The organism is Gardnerella vaginalis (genome assembly GCF_040427915.1).
GTDB lineage: Bacteria > Actinomycetota > Actinomycetes > Actinomycetales > Bifidobacteriaceae > Bifidobacterium > Bifidobacterium vaginale_C.
This window is the reverse complement of record NZ_JBETXJ010000002.1, coordinates 1,297,748-1,313,688: the sequence shown is the minus strand read 5'-3', so window position 1 is coordinate 1,313,688 and position 15,941 is coordinate 1,297,748. Positions and strand designations below refer to the sequence as shown.

At 37.7% G+C, this 15,941-nt stretch carries 10 protein-coding genes; 3 read left to right on the top strand and 7 right to left on the bottom strand.

The genetic code is table 11. From position 1 onward, the window contains the following. Nucleotides 1-100: 100 nt before the first annotated feature. The 3 genes from ABVC65_RS05330 to uvrA all read right to left on the bottom strand — a co-directional run bounded on the left by ABVC65_RS05330 (nt 101) and on the right by uvrA (nt 6,619). Nucleotides 101-1,231 (bottom strand): GuaB3 family IMP dehydrogenase-related protein, encoded by a 1,131-nt coding sequence (locus ABVC65_RS05330; protein ID WP_004115105.1) that lies wholly within the window; start codon nt 1,229-1,231, stop codon nt 101-103. Between the two features lie 88 nt (nt 1,232-1,319). Continuing rightward, entirely contained in the window at nt 1,320-3,551 is a 2,232-nt protein-coding gene (gene uvrC / locus ABVC65_RS05325; RefSeq protein WP_353582767.1) for an excinuclease ABC subunit UvrC, read from the bottom strand. Between the two features lie 44 nt (nt 3,552-3,595). Beyond that, nucleotides 3,596-6,619: an excinuclease ABC subunit UvrA gene (gene uvrA / locus ABVC65_RS05320; RefSeq protein WP_353582766.1), complete on the bottom strand. Its 3,024-nt coding sequence runs from the start codon at nt 6,617-6,619 to the stop codon at nt 3,596-3,598. Between the two features lie 261 nt (nt 6,620-6,880). Between uvrA and ABVC65_RS05315 the strand changes: the two genes are divergently transcribed. Both ABVC65_RS05315 and ABVC65_RS05310 read left to right on the top strand, forming a co-directional pair. Continuing rightward, nucleotides 6,881-8,482, top strand: coding sequence for an ABC-F family ATP-binding cassette domain-containing protein (locus ABVC65_RS05315; protein WP_353582765.1), 1,602 nt, complete (start codon nt 6,881-6,883; stop codon nt 8,480-8,482). 14 nt (nt 8,483-8,496) lie between these two features. After that, nucleotides 8,497-10,716, top strand: a complete 2,220-nt coding sequence (locus tag ABVC65_RS05310; protein WP_353582764.1) for a beta-carotene 15,15'-monooxygenase — start codon at nt 8,497-8,499, stop codon at nt 10,714-10,716. A 9-nt stretch (nt 10,717-10,725) separates the two neighbouring features. On the opposite strand, the gene ABVC65_RS05305 is transcribed toward ABVC65_RS05310, so the two are convergent. From ABVC65_RS05305 to ABVC65_RS05295, 3 genes are all read right to left on the bottom strand, one after another. Continuing rightward, nucleotides 10,726-11,940, bottom strand: coding sequence for a pyridoxal phosphate-dependent aminotransferase (locus ABVC65_RS05305; RefSeq protein WP_103013225.1), 1,215 nt, complete (start codon nt 11,938-11,940; stop codon nt 10,726-10,728). A 113-nt stretch (nt 11,941-12,053) separates the two neighbouring features. Further along, nucleotides 12,054-12,824, bottom strand: coding sequence for a polyphosphate--glucose phosphotransferase (gene ppgK / locus ABVC65_RS05300; protein ID WP_353582763.1), 771 nt, complete (start codon nt 12,822-12,824; stop codon nt 12,054-12,056). Between the two features lie 180 nt (nt 12,825-13,004). Further along, the gene (locus ABVC65_RS05295) at nt 13,005-13,847 is read right to left on the bottom strand and encodes an inositol monophosphatase family protein (RefSeq protein WP_004111680.1); all 843 of its coding nucleotides are present in this window, start codon (nt 13,845-13,847) and stop codon (nt 13,005-13,007) included. 266 nt (nt 13,848-14,113) lie between these two features. Between ABVC65_RS05295 and serB the strand changes: the two genes are divergently transcribed. Further along, the gene (gene serB / locus ABVC65_RS05290) at nt 14,114-14,797 is read left to right on the top strand and encodes a phosphoserine phosphatase SerB (protein WP_353582762.1); all 684 of its coding nucleotides are present in this window, start codon (nt 14,114-14,116) and stop codon (nt 14,795-14,797) included. Nucleotides 14,798-14,858: 61 nt separating this feature from the next. Here serB and fmt read toward each other — a convergent pair whose 3' ends face one another. Further along, nucleotides 14,859-15,839: a methionyl-tRNA formyltransferase gene (gene fmt / locus ABVC65_RS05285; RefSeq protein WP_353582761.1), complete on the bottom strand. Its 981-nt coding sequence runs from the start codon at nt 15,837-15,839 to the stop codon at nt 14,859-14,861. Nucleotides 15,840-15,941 lie beyond the last annotated feature (102 nt).

Genomic DNA, 15,941 nt, shown 5'->3' with positions numbered 1-15,941 from the left:
TTATTTAGTGTTAAGTTATGCACATTATAGTTTTTACTTCCTTGTGCACTTAAATTTTTAGTTTTAAGCTCACAAGGAAGTAAACAAATAATATTAAAAATTACCGAACATCCTGATGGAATGGGTTAAATACAACACTACAACGCTGGAAACTCTTAACATCAACATACCCAGTGGATGCCATTGTGCGCCTTAACGCGCCAACATAATTTGTTTTTCCGTCTGCCATATGACTTGGACCAAACAAAATATTCTCCAGCGGAGCAACAGTTCCAACATTCGTACGCATTCCGCGTGGCAAAGATGGATGGCGAGCCTCTGCACCCCAATGCATTCCGCGGCCTGGAGCCTCGGTCGCTCGCGCTAAAGGAGTTCCAAGCATAACTGCATCTGCTCCCATAGCCAAAGCCTTAATAAAGTTGCCAGAGGTTCCCATTCCTCCATCAGCTATAATCTGAACATACCTTCCGCCAGATTCATCCATATAATCACGACGAGCTTCAGCAACATCTGAGATTGCAGTTGCCATAGGAGCTTGAACACCAAGAGTATTCATAGTTGCAGAAACTGCACCTCCACCGAAACCTACGAGAATTCCAGCTGCACCAGTTCTCATTAAATGCAGAGCCGAAGTGTAATCAGCACAGCCTCCCACAATAACTGGAACATCAAGATCATAAATAAATTTCTTTAGATTAAGTGGTTCATGATCTTTAGAAACATGTTCTGCACTAACAGCTGTTCCACGGATAACAAAAAGATCTACTCCAGCTTCTAACACAGTAGAGTAAAATTCCTGAGTGCGCTGAGGGGAAAGAGCACCTGCAACAGTAACTCCAGAATCACGAATAGTGCGCAAACGTTTAACAATAAGTTCAGGCTTAATTGGTTCAGAATAAATTTCTTGTATACGCTTCGTAGCAATTTCGTTTGGAAGCTCCGAAATTTCCTTTAGAAGTGGTTCTGGATCCTCGTAACGAGTCCATAAACCTTCCAAATCAAGTACACCCAAGGCGCCCATCTGACCCATTGCAATAGCCGTATCTGGGCTAGTAACAGAATCCATTGGCGCAGCAATCACTGGTACGTCAAAACTATAAGCATCGACTTGCCAGGACGTAGAAACAGCCTGCGGGTCGCGAGAACGACGCGAAGGTAGTATAGCAATATCGTCAAGTGAGTAAGCGACTCGGGCTTTTTTGCCCAGTCCTATTTCAATTTCCTGAGACATACTTACAAGGCTAGTGTCTTATCATGACGAATCAACATGCCGAAAATTATTTAACTAATTTATAAGATAATTCTATTGAATATCAATGTCACTTATGCAATGATTCGTAAATAGATTTAGCTTTAGCTTGACCAATGCCAGAGACCTTTTGTAAATCGTCAATACTCGCATCTTTTAATTTCTTAACACTACCAAATACGGAAAGAAGACGTTTTTTGTAAAACTCTCCAATACCAGGAATCGAGTCTAGCGACGAATTTAGCATAGCTCTTCTTCTTTTTTGCCTATGATAAGTTATAGCAAAACGATGCGATTCATCTCTAGCTCTCTGTAGCAAATATAATCCTTGGGAGCTTCGTTTAAGAATAATTGGGTATTCATTATCAGGAAGCCAAACTTCTTCAAGCTTTTTAGCCAAACCGCATACGACTATATTTTTTATGCCACAATCTATCATAGCTTTTTGGGCTGCTCTGGCTTGTTCTCTACCCCCGTCAACAACTATAAGATTAGGCGTATAAGCGAATTTTTTATATTTTGATTTTTCAAGATTTTCTCCGTAATCATCATCTACATCGCCACTACTTGTATGCTTAAAACGCCTAGAAATAGTTTCATACAATGCGCTCAAATCATCAAGTTTTCCGTTGCCATCAGACCCTTTTATGGAGAATCTTCTGTACTCGCTAGGTTTAGCAATACCATCTTCAAATACAACCATTGATGCAACCTGATATTCTCCATTTACCGTATTGGAAATATCATAACATTCAATACGCAAAGGAGATTCGCTCATTCCAAGAGCATCGGCCACCTCGTTCATGGCGCTACTTCTTGCCTCTAAACTGCTGATTCTGCTGGATTTCAGTCTCATTAATGATTGTTTAGCATTATCATTTGCTTGATTCATAAGATTTCGTTTATCGCCACGTTCAGGAACCTTAATGCTAACTTTAGATCCACGCAATTTGCTTAACCAATTTTCCAAATTTTCACATTGATTCTGTGATATCCCAAAAGGAATGATTATTTCTCTAGGGATTGGGGTAATTGGGTCTAGCAAATCTCCCCTTCCTGTTGATTCCTGCCTTTTTTTACGCTCTTTTGTGGTTTTTGCACGATACGCTGAGTCAATATATTTACTCTTGGTATTCTCCAAGTCAATCTGCAATGCATTTCTTGATTGCTCTATTTTCAAAGAGTCTTCATATTGCAAATTATTATTTGATTCATATTCTGAATAAACTCGCATAAGCAAATTAGCTATTATATCTGCATCGCTAATATCCTCGCTTCTTTCAACCTGCCAATTTTTCTCTCCTCGCAATAAGCCTTCGCGAACAAAGAATGCGTGGACGCATGCCTCTAGAGAATCTCCACTAAAACCAAAAACATCTGCTTCAACGTTCTCGTCAAAAACAACAGAATTTTGTTGCATAACGGTTTTAAAAATGTTTATTTTATCTCTTATTTTTGCAGCATTCTCAAAATCAAGATTATCGCTGGATTCTTTCATTTCTCTTGTTAAATCGTTAATGTAAGAATCACCTATAGAACCAGTTAGTACACCTACTAATTGTTCAACATTATGTCTGTGAGTTTTACGATCCACTTTTGCAATGCAAGGTGCAGAGCATTTTCCAATAGCTGCAAGAAGACAAGGTCTACCAGTTTTATGAGCCTTGACAAAAACGGATTGTCTACACGTTCTTACAGGAAAAGTCTTAAGTAAAGAATCTAGGCTGTGCCTTAGCTGCCACACTTTCGCATATGGACCGAAGTATCTAGTTGATTTAGAATTCCTATTTCTTGTGATCCAGACTCTTGGAAAATCATCATTCACAGATACGGCAAGATATGGATATGTTTTATCATCTTTAAAAACAACATTAAAACGTGGATTAAACTCCTTAATCCACGTGTATTCTAGTGTTAAAGCTTCAAGCTCAGTGTTTACGACGGTCCATTCTAGGCTTCGAGCTGTTAAAACCATCGACTGAGTTCTAGGATGAAGCTGATTTAACGGTTGAAAATAATTAGACAACCTATTTCTTAAACTTTTTGCTTTTCCAACGTATATTACTTTCCCCTTCTCATCTCTCCACTTGTATACTCCCGGTTGATTTGGAATATCAGAAGTTTTTGGTCTAAATAAGTCTCTCGTGTCGCCTAAAAGTGATGCTCCAAAATTATTTTTAACTGAATTGTTCAAAATGTCAGTAGTACTTATATCACAATTAGATAGGTGAGTTTTCTTCCATTTGCCTTGACTGCTTATAACATCTTCTTTGATATCTATGTTATTATTCACAATTTCCATTCTGTTCACCTCCTTTCATAAAAATACTATTTAACTATATTCCTTTAAGATTTGAGCATAGGCTTTAAGAATTTGCCCGTCCAACTTTCTTTCGATTTTGCAACTTCTTCTGGAGTGCCAGTGATTACTATTTCGCCGCCTTTGTCTCCTCCCTCTGGTCCTAAATCAATAATCCAATCCGCGCATTTTACAACATCAAGATTGTGTTCAATAACTATTACAGTATTGCCTTTATCTACCAAAGATTGAAGAACGCTTAAAAGTTTACGAACATCTTCAAAGTGCAATCCAGTTGTAGGCTCATCAAGAATATAAACAGTTTTGCCAGTTGAACGTTTTTGCAACTCTGTAGCAAGCTTTACTCTTTGTGATTCTCCACCAGATAATGTTGGAGCACTTTGTCCTAGTTTAATATATCCAAGACCAACTTGTACAAGAGTATCCAAATATCTTGAAATGGATGGATATGCTTTAAAGAATACAGCAGCTTCAGCAATTGGCATATTCAGCACGTCTGAAACGGTTTTACCGTTATACGTTACGTCTAGAGTATCTCTGTTGTACCTTTTCCCATGACATTCTTCACATTGTACGTATACATCTGGCAAAAAATTCATTTCAATTTTCAGCGTTCCGTCTCCGCTGCAAGCTTCGCATCTTCCTCCTTTTACATTAAACGAGAATCTTCCAGGACCATAACCTCTAACTTTTGCTTCTGGTGTTTGAGCAAAAAGTGTACGTATTTTGTCCCAGACACCAGTGTAAGTCGCAGGATTTGATCTTGGCGTTCTACCAATAGGATTTTGGTCTACATGAACAACCTTGTCACAATTTTCAATACCATCAACTCGTTTATGAAGCCCTGGAACAATGCGAGCGCCGTTTAGTTTATCTGCTAAAACTGGGTAGAGTATAGAGTTTATAAGACTAGATTTTCCAGATCCAGATACTCCTGTTATGCAAGTAAATACGCCTAAAGGTATTTGTACATCTATATTTTTAAGGTTGTGTTCTTTTGCTCCAACAATAGTTAGTAAACGATTTTTGTTTATTTTTCGACGATTTTTAGGAATTTCTATGCATTTTCTTTTTGCAATATAGTCTCCTGTGATTGAGCGTTTTGCATCTTTTATGTGATTTGCTGGTCCGCAATATACTACTTCTCCACCGTTTTCTCCAGCTTCGGGTCCAATATCTACTAACCAGTCGGATTGTCGAATTGTATCTTCATCATGTTCAACAACTATAAGCGTGTTACCTAAGTCGCGAAGATTGTGCAATGTTGATATGAGTTTCTCATTGTCTCTTTGATGTAATCCTATTGAAGGCTCGTCAAGAACGTACATGACTCCAACTAGTCCAGATCCAATTTGAGTCGCCAGTCTTATTCTTTGTGCCTCTCCACCTGAAAGTGTTTTTGCGGCTCTAGAAAGAGTTAAATAATTTAAGCCAACATCATTTAAGAATCCTAATCTTGCCTTGATTTCTTTTACAATTTCTTTAGCAATTATCTTGCTTGATCCTTCTAGTTTTAAAGAATTAATCCATTCAAGACTTTTTTCTATTGGCATATCACATACATCTGCAATTGAGTATGAGTTTATTGTTACTGCTAAGACTTCTGGACGCAATCGTTTACCGTTACATGTTAAGCATGGAACTTCTCGCATGTACGACTCGTAGTATTGGCGCATTTGATCTGAGTCTGTTTCATCATGCTTGCGCATAAGAGTGCGCACTACGCCTTCGAATCCTGTTGAATATTCCCTCTGTCTTCCCCATCGATTTTTATAAGATACTTTTACTTCAAAATCATGCCCATAAAGTATTGAATTTTGCGTATCTTTCGACAATTCACACCATGGTGTATCCATACTAAAACCAAGTTCAACACTTAGTCCTTGTAGCACATGCCTATAGTATTCTCCTGCAGATTTATTTAGTGCCCAAGGTTCTATAGCACCTTCATTAAGTGATTTTTCTACATTCGGCACAACAAGATTAGGGTCAATTTCTAAGTTATATCCTATTCCTGAGCAATCAGGGCACGCTCCATAAGGAGCGTTGAATGAGAATGTTCTAGGCTCTATTTCTGATAAATTAAGCTGGTGATTGTTAGGACAAGCTCTGTGCTCAGAAAAACTTCGGCGCCTGTTTTTAGAATCAACAGATTCATCTACAAAATCAGCTATAACAACTCCTTTAGAAAGTTTCAGAGCCGTTTCTATAGAATCAGTCAAACGAGTACGTATGCCATCTTTTATAATTAATCTATCTATTACAACTTCGATTGTATGTTTCTTCTGTTTTTCTAAAGTAATATCTTCAGAAAGTTCTTTCATCTGACCATCTATAAGTGCTCTCGAATAACCATCTGATCTAAGAAGAGTAATTGTATCTTTGAATTCGCCTTTTCTGCCATTAACAACAGGTGCTAATATCTGCAATCTTGTTCTTTCTGGTAAAGAAAGTATAGAATTAGCCATTTGTTGTGGTGTTTGAGCACTGACAAGCTCACCACATTTAGGGCAATGAGGAATTCCAACTCTAGCAAAAAGAAGCCTTAAATAATCATAAACTTCTGTGATTGTTCCAACAGTAGAACGAGGGTTACGATTAGTAGTTTTTTGATCAATAGATACAGCTGGGCTTAATCCCTCAATAAAATCTACATCTGGTTTATCCATTCTTCCAAGGAATTGCCTAGCATATGCGCTTAATGACTCAACATACCTTCTTTGACCTTCTGCAAAAAGAGTATCGAATGCAAGCGAAGACTTACCAGATCCTGATAATCCAGTAAAAACAATCATACGATTTCTAGGCAATTGTAAACTAACATTTTTTAAATTGTGTTCTCTAGCTCCTTGTATGGTTATCTTTAAATCTGAAGGAACAGAAGACAAATCATATACTAAATTGTCATTGTCTTTTACAGGCTGAGCAGAATCGAGCATAGATTGCAAGATGTCAGCTTTTTTAGCACATTCACGGTTTTTGTTATCTAAAATTGCATCTTGGGATAAAGGTAATTGCATGTTTTGCGAAGAATCTGATTTGCTTTGCATTCTGCCTCCCTAAGAGCTATTTTAAGAATCAAGACTTTGCACCAAACCCATTCTTGATTGAGCATTAATTATACAATACGATTAATTATAGAACACTTGTTCGAAGTAGATAATTTTCTGCGTGTTGACGAAATACATAGAAAAATAAAAGATAAAATCCTTTAGTAAAAACTATGCAAGCCTAACTGTATAATTGTGAGTTTGGCTAACACATTTTGAAGATATTCAGATTAAAAGCATTATTTTAAGGAGTGGGTGCAAATGGCTATTGACGCACAAGGATTAACTATACAAATTGGTGCGCGTACGCTATTAAACCCTACCGACTTTCATGTAACAAAAGGCGACAAAATCGGCTTAGTTGGAAGGAATGGAGCTGGAAAAACAACTCTTACACGAGTAATAACAGGAGAAATGCTCCCTGCTGGCGGAACCGTACGAGTAAGCGGTGGATTGGGGTATCTACCACAAGATACTCATGCAGCAGACCCAGAACAAAGCGCATTAGATCGAATCATGAGCGCTCGCGACATTTCGTCAATTGTATCTCGTATACGAAAAGCAGAAAAAGAGATGACGAATCCAGATCCAGATATTATGACGAAAGCCATGAATCGCTACGACAAAGCCATTGAAGACTTTGAAAAAGCTGGTGGATACGCTGTGCAATCGGAAGCAATATCGATGGCAAACAGCCTTGGGCTTCCACAAGAAATTATGAAGCAAGCTCTTGGAACTCTATCTGGCGGTCAACGTAGACGAATTGAACTTGCACGAATACTTTTCTCCGATGCAGACACGCTGATTTTAGATGAGCCTACTAACCACTTAGATGCAGATTCTATAATTTGGTTGAGAAACTATTTGAAAAAATTCTCTGGTGGATTCTTAGTGATATCACATTCAACAGAATTGCTGGATGAGGTTGTAAATAAAGTCTGGCATTTAGATGCACAATTGGCTCAAATAGACATGTATTCAATGGGTTGGAAAGCATACTTACATCAACGCGTTGTAGACGAAGAACGCAGGCGCAGAGAACGCGAAGTGGCTGAAAAAAAGGCTGAACGCCTTATGAAACAAGGTATTCGTTTACATGCAAAAGCAACTAAAGCAGTGGCAGCTCAAAACATGATGCGTAGGGCTGAACGACTGTTGAATGAAACAAGCGAAGCACAAAGCCGCGAGAAAGTAGCAGATATTCGTTTTCCAGAACCTACTCCTTGTGGACGAACACCTATTATGGCTGAAGATATTTCAAAAGCTTATGGATCCAATATTGTATTTGCAGGCATAAATTTGGCTATAGATAAAGGTTCAAGAGTTGTTATTCTTGGATATAACGGTGCTGGTAAAACAACCACTTTGCGTATTCTAGCTGGAGAAGAAAGTGCAGATACTGGCATCGTAAACTATGGGCATGGCTGCAAGATTGGCTATTTTGCTCAGGAACACGACACTTTGGATTTAGATGCTACAGTATTAGAAAATCTTCAGCATGTTGCTCCAGATTTAAACGACACTCAAGCAAGATCTATGCTAGGAAGCTTCCTATTTTCTGGAGATGACGCAATGAAGCCAGCTAAAGTGCTTTCGGGAGGCGAAAAAACTCGTCTAGCCTTGGCAACTCTTGTAACTTCAAAAGCAAACGTGCTTTTGCTCGATGAGCCTACTAACAATTTAGATCCAGCTTCTAGAGATGAAATTCTTAAAGCCATTGCAAAATACGAAGGCGCTATTGTATTGGTTACTCACGATGAAGGAGCAGTTCTTGCGTTAAACCCTGAACGAGTCCTTCTTATGCCAGACGGTGACGAAGATTTGTGGAGTGATGATTATCTTGATTTGGTTGCGGAAGAATAGGATTTAGGATTGCTATGAGACCAACAGCTAGACTTGCTAATTTTACGCTACAACACATTTTCTATGTTCTTCGCGCTCCTTTAGCAATCTTGCTGTTAATAGCATTGTTTGAATGCACTGTTGGGAATATTCCATTTTGGAATAGTGTTACTGGCAGCACAGATAGTATGTTTGCACACAATGCAACTGGTCCAGGTATTGAAAGACTTTCTTCTGGAGGACTTTTAATTACCGATCCTTCGGAATCTTATTTAGAAGTTAATTCCGACGGATCTTCGCCGTATATTCAGCTTAAGCCTTCACTAATTACTCCGAAAAAAATTGGCAAAAATCCTGTTAAAACAGATGTACATGTACGAATTGATGTTAATAAAATCGCTGGAAAGCCTTTGAGCACCAACCCTAGAGCCATTAGTTTTGCTATGCTTCCAGTTCCAGATCAAGCAATTGGAGTTAAAAGCACTCTTAGATTATGGATACAACATCCTAAAGGAGATGTTGTAGACGTTGAGGATGCTAAAGCAAATGTTAGAGCACCTTTTAGCTGGAATTGGGGTCGCGTTTTTCTTCTTATAGTCGTTTCAATTTTGATTTCTTTGTGGAATCCTTGGTCTAAATTATGGAAAATCAAACTTAATACAAAAAGTATTAATCAAAGGCTTTTACTCACTTTATTCTGGACACCTTTCCTTTTGATTGCCATTTTTGCAATATTTTGGAATGTTTTTAACGGTATTCCAATGCATTTTGATGTTGCTGGAAACTACACTTACGATTTTGATCAATATGCACGTACAGCAGACGCTCTACTTAAAGGTAAGACACATCTTGATTTACCTGTTCCGCCGCAAATGCAAAAATTACCTAATCCGTATGATCCAATTGAAAGAAATAATCTTCTTTCTGATTGTGTACACAATATTTATTGGGATCATGCGTATTATAAGGGTCATTGGTATTCGTATTTTGGTGTAATTCCAGTTGTTTTATTCTTTATACCGTATAAGATTATATCTAATTTGTGGATTCCTGGTGGAGCCATGCTCCCTACAACAATAGCCACTTTCATATGCTTAATTGGATTTTTAATTTTTGGCTCACTATTGGTTATTCGTCTAATTAAACGCGTTAATCCTCAGGCAACTCTTGCCTGTGTATCAATTTGTTTAACCTTATTCTTTATTACTTCAAACACCGTTTACTTGTGGTTTAGAACATCCTTTTATTCAGTTCCAATGGCCGCATCATTATTCTTCACTTCACTTGGATTATGGTTTTATCTCGGGTCTATTAAAGATGAAGAAACTACAAAAACGCACAAAATAGTGGAACAATTAAAACCATCATCAATAGTATCGTTTAAGCATATTGCAGCAGGATCATTGTTTATTGCTTTTAATCTTGGTTGTAGACCAACTTTTATAATCGCTTTTCTATTCGCAATTCCGCTATTTTATACTCATTTTTATTCATATATTAAAAATTTGATTATTAGTGACAAAAAATCTATAGAAAATCTTAAAAACTTATTAAAACTAATTCTTTGCATAATTATTCCATTTATAATAGTTGCAATACCAATCGGATTATATAATGCTTTAAGATTTGGGTCTCCTTTTAATTTTGGCAATGAATATCAGATTACGATTACAGATATGACTACAATGCGTCTTCCTTCGCAGAACATCATTCCTTCTATCCTAAGTTATATAGCTTTGCCAATACGTTTTATATCAACTTTCCCTTGGATAGCAATTCAGCCTATTGCTTTTGAAAAATGGCAATATGCCGAGCCGATGATTGGTGGAATGTTTACATTATCTCCACTGGCATTACTAGGAATTATATGCGTTTTCACAATGGCTAGAAACATGAGTAAAACCGCTGCAAGATTAGCTATAATATCTGTAATTTCTGGCACAATTGTTATTGTTTTTGACAGCTTAAAAGCTGGTATAGGATGGCGATATATTGCGGATTTTGCATGGCTTTTCGCTTTAAGCGCAATAATAGGTATTAACTCTTTGCTACAAAAATATGCTGATATCACAGTATGTGACACTTGGAAAACGAAAACATTATGCTATTTACTGCGATTCGTTATTTGTGGTCTTCTATTTTTCTCCATAGCAATAGCTTTTCTAAGCTGGTTCGTACCAGGTAGAGAAGACTCAATACTACGTTTTAATCCTCAAATGTGGCATACTGTGAGATGCTGGTTCACATTAATCTAATTGGTTTCATTAATTTAATTCTTCCAACATTGTATGAACAGTATCTAGCAACGCTTTAACACCATACACAAATTGTTTTTCTTCTGGCAGCAAAGATAATGCCAAATATCCATTATTCGGCATATCAAAGTAATAGCCAGGCTGAGAAACAAGATGATAATCTTGCATAAGTCTTAAAGCTAAATCATCATCATCTAAACATGATGGAACACGGATAAGAATATTCCATCCGCCTTCTGCACGCAATGCACTAACACAACAATTTGAATAGTTTGCGAGAATTGTTCTAAGAGTTTTAAGATTCGACATCACTCTGTTTTGAACAAGATCGGTTTGTTCTTTAGCACATTGCAATAATTCTGGAATTCTTTCTGATACAGTTGCACCAATTGGAAGAAAATCATCAGCAATAACATCAAGGCGTTTCATAGCATCCTGTACGTCTTGACTAGGACCCGAAACCTCAATCCATCCAACTTTTGCATGCGGAGCTGCAAGCATCTTTGAGAATCCATCTAAAGCAAAAACTAGCGTAGATTCTTCACCTGCTAACCTACAGTTTCCATCAAAAGGTTCTAGACAATAATCATAAAAAACTTCATCAGCTATAATTGCCACATTATTTTTATTGCATAATTGCAATAATGCTTCTCTTTCTTGAGGTTTTATATAAGATCCTGTTGGATTGTTTGGGTTTATTAAAACAAGTGCACGAATACGATTATACGTATTCTCTAAAAGTTCTTTAACCCTAGGAATATCAATAGTCCAAGAGCCATCATAAACAAGCGGATAAGGTATAGATTTTACGCCTTGGAGTCTTGCAATCGATTCTATAAGAGGATATCCAGGAGTCGGAGCTAAAACGGAATCACCGCAATCACACATTAGCATCATTAGCCATGCGTATGCTTGAGAGGTTGATGATAATACGTATAGATTATCTGGATTAAGAGCTTTAGCTGAACTACCCTTTTTATTTACAATATTTTGATCTATGCGATTATCTCTATGATTTATAAAGTTAGCAAGAATGCGCCTAACTTCGACAGGTCCTCTAGGATCAGCAGTATATTTTGCATTTAAGCACTCTGGAGAAAGACCATGTACTGTTGGGTTTGAATCGTTAAGTTTTGTAAGTTTAATACCTTTAGATATAGCAACACGTTGAGCCAGAATAATTGGATTTGGCTCACTCACATCAACTCTTGAAGAAAATCGCACTCGACTACACTAGCGCATTGTATAAACCAAATATATAAAAATACAAAAATATGCAAATATAAAAAATGCGCTGAACGCAAAAGCATCCAGCGCAAATAAAATATCAAAAATCCTTAATTGTTTCTTTGCTGCATTGCATAATAAGCTGCACCGATAATACCAGCTTCATTATGCAAAGACGCAACCACAATAGGTGTCTTAATATCGATATGAGGCAAGAACTTCTCGCTAACACGGCTAACACCGCCGCCAACAACGAACAAGTCTGGGTTAAAGTACTTTTCCATCAAACCATAATACTTAGTAAGACGCTTAGCCCACTTTTTATAACCCATGTCTAACTTTTCGCGAACAGAAGAAGCAGCATACTTTTCTGCATCTCCCTTACCCTTTTCAAGCTGAATATGACCAAGCTCTGTATTAGGAATAAGAGTACCGTTATAAATCAATGCTGTGCCAATTCCAGTGCCTAGCGTAGTAGCAATAACCAAGCCATCTTTATCTTTTGCAGCACCAAAGTGTTGCTCGGCAAGACCAGCAGCATCAGCATCATTCACTACGGTAACAGGACGACCGCAAGCTTCACTGAACACTTCTGTAACATCCACACCAATCCAAGACTGATCGAGATTCGCCATAAACTCAAGCTTCTTTCCAGGCTTAATAGGAGCTGGAAAAGCGATTCCAACAGGAACACCTGCAGGAACATCAAAATGCTCAAGTTGCTGACGAACAATATCTGCAACAGCTTGAGGTGTGGAAACCGCTGGAGTGAGAATCTTATATCGCGGTTCTGCAAACTCGCCTTTTTCCAAATTAACTGGTGCTGCCTTAATACCAGAGCCACCAATATCTACGCCAAATGCTTGTGCAGTGTCAATCATCGTTAACACTCCCCTCTGAATGTCGGACAATGGGATATCATGTTCATTCTACAATATTGCTAAAGCGACACGCTTATATATTGTCTATTTAATGATAACGATTGCATAAATGTTTTTCCCAAAATTAAAGCTTTAATACTAAAAATCATGCAAACAATTGCTAAAATCTTTAACTCTAATTTATCGCAAATAGTTTTGAAGCTCTTTGTTTATTAAACCATTTGAAGCAATAACGTCATTTTCGCGTCTCCAATGAATTGAGTCACCATTCCATTGTCGAACATGCCCCTGTGCTTCTTTAACAACAACGGCACCAGCTGAAACACCTGGAATATCCCACCTATGAAGATGTGGCTCAAAATATGCGTCGTAAGTACCATCTGCCACTTTGCACAAGTCAAGCGAAGCAGGACCAATACGTTTAATATCTGCTGGACATTCTTCCTCAAGCGAAGAAACAACGTCTAAAGCTCTTTTAGATTCACCTGGAATATAAGACATTCCATAGCAAACAACAGAGCCATGCAATGTTGATGTTGTAGAAGGCGTGATTTTCTCTCGCTTCTCTCCGTTAGGAGTTTTACGAATACGGATAGCACCCTGACCCTTAGCAGCCAAATATGTAAGCCCTAAAGCTGGTGCATGAACAACACCAAGAACAGGTCTAGCAGAGCCTTGATCGTTAAACTCAAAAAGTGAAACAGTTAAGGTCCATTCAGCCATGTCGCGGTTAAAGTTAATAGCACCGTCAATATTGCCTACACACCAAAAACGATCACCTGTTTTGCAATCATCTGGTCTATTTCTCCAGAATCCTTGAAAAGTATTTATATAAGTAAGACGGTTTTCAATAAAGCGTACTAGCTTATCTCCAAAAGCTGAATCAGATTGATTAGGATCACCTAGAACCATCATACTTGCCATATCTCTAGGATTAAGCTGATCCTGATATGCATGTTTACCAACATCTTCTAATATTCTAGCAACTTCAAGAGCTACATCCCTTAAATTCATACCTGCCATATTCTTCTCACCCCTCTGTCTAATACAGTTGTTTTCAAATTCTTTAATCTTGTTCTCATAAAATCTGCAACTATTCTACTCAACTAATTAAATTAAACCAAACTTCCACACGCAATATTCCAATAAAATCAATAAACTTTCACATTTGATATAAGTTTTATAGAAAAGTCTTACAACGCAAAACGTATAGCAAACAAATCCTTAAATTTCTTAAACCAGCCTTAAAATTAATTCATAACCTAACATCTCTCTTAAAAGATTGTAACATGACTAAAATACTAGAGTTAAAAAACCGAAGATTAATCAATGCTCCTTCATTGCAAAAACCAGGACTTCTTGTTTTAGATGTTGACGCCACTCTTATTGAAGAAGAAGTGATTGACTTACTAGGAGATATTGCTGGAGTCGGGTCAAATTTAGCATATATAACTTCTAAAGCAATGAAAGGAGAAATTGACTTTGACACATCGTTAAAACTAAGGGTTTCAATGCTAAAAGGACTCGAATGCACTTGTTTTAAAAAAGCTATTGAAAGTATCCACGTAACCAGTGGAGCCAAAAAACTTATAGACACATTACATTCCTTTGGATGGAAAATAGGAGCAGTTTCTGGAGGATTCAATAATGTTTTAGATGATTTGCTGCCAAATCTAAACATAGATTTTTGGGTAGCAAACAATCTAGAAGTAGTAGATTCTAAGCTAAGTGGGAAAGTTATTGAGCCTATAGTAAATCGTCAATATAAAGCAAAAGCATTGATTAATTGGGCGAGAAAAAACAATATTGACATTAGTCAAAGCGTTGCGATTGGAGACGGCGCTAACGATATCGATATGATTAAAACAGCCGAATTAGGCATAGCATTTTGCGCAAAACAATCTTTAAAAACCCAAGCTAAAAAAAGCATAGATACGCGTGACCTAAGCCTAGTTTTAGATCTACTAAACTAAACTTAACTAACTGAATTTATACAAATTTTACTTTGCGTTTTTCAAGATTACACTTATCGCTTTAATCCAAATAGGACTCTTGACTTAAATGCGCTCCTCTTGCCCAATCTGCAGCCTTCATAGCCTTTTTACCTTGCGCTTTAACTTCTAAAAGCTCAAGAACACCACTTGCAGAACCAACCCAAACATTTCGCTTGCCTGCAAAAATCTGCCCAGGCTTAAGCTCGCTTAGATTATGTAATGCAATATCTTCATCTTTTGCCAATGCACAAGAAAGAACATGCAAACTAATGATTTGTGAATCTTCGCAATAAGCGTGAAGATTACACCAAGCTCCAGGATTTGGCGTGCAAGCACGAATCTGTCTATCGATTGCAAATGCTGGAATATCAAAACGAATATGAGCATCCTCAACAGTGATTTTTTGCGCGATTTGGCAAGGTGTAGGATCTTGCTCAACAGGAATAATTTGACCAGATTCCATCCCAATAAGAGCAGAGCAAAGAAGATTTGCACCATCATTGCTTAGTCTCATAAGTAAGTCGCCAGCTGTTTCATGAGCGCCAATCTCTGTAGTCATTTGTGCAAGAATAGGTCCTTCATCCATTCCACGCGTAATCTTAAAAACAGTGGCACCTGTAATATCATCTCCAGCCCAAATCGCACGCTGAACAGGAGCTGCCCCTCGCCACTGTGGAAGAAGCGAGAAATGCAAGTTGTACCATCCTAGAGGAAGAGCGTCCAAAACAGATTGTCTAAGAATCTTTCCATAAGCAACCACGGCAGCAAGTTTAGCGCCAGTTGACTTTAAAGCTCTTATGCACTCCTGTTCATCACTAGGATTAACCTCTAAAACAGGAATTCCAAGTTCAATCGCAGCTTTTTTAACAGCGCTAGGAACAATTTTCCTACCTCTGCCTGTCGGAGCATCAGGTCTCGTAAGAACAGCACGAACATCAAAATGCTCTTTATCTTGAGCTAAAGCACGCAATGGCGCAACAGAAACCTCTGGTGTTCCAGCAAATAAAATAGGTAGCACCATACGTAAACCCCCTTAAAAAATATCTTCATTATTCCTAGCATCTTCAAAAATCATATACTCTCAACAATCGAACAGTAACGAGAATAGTCATGAAAATACTAA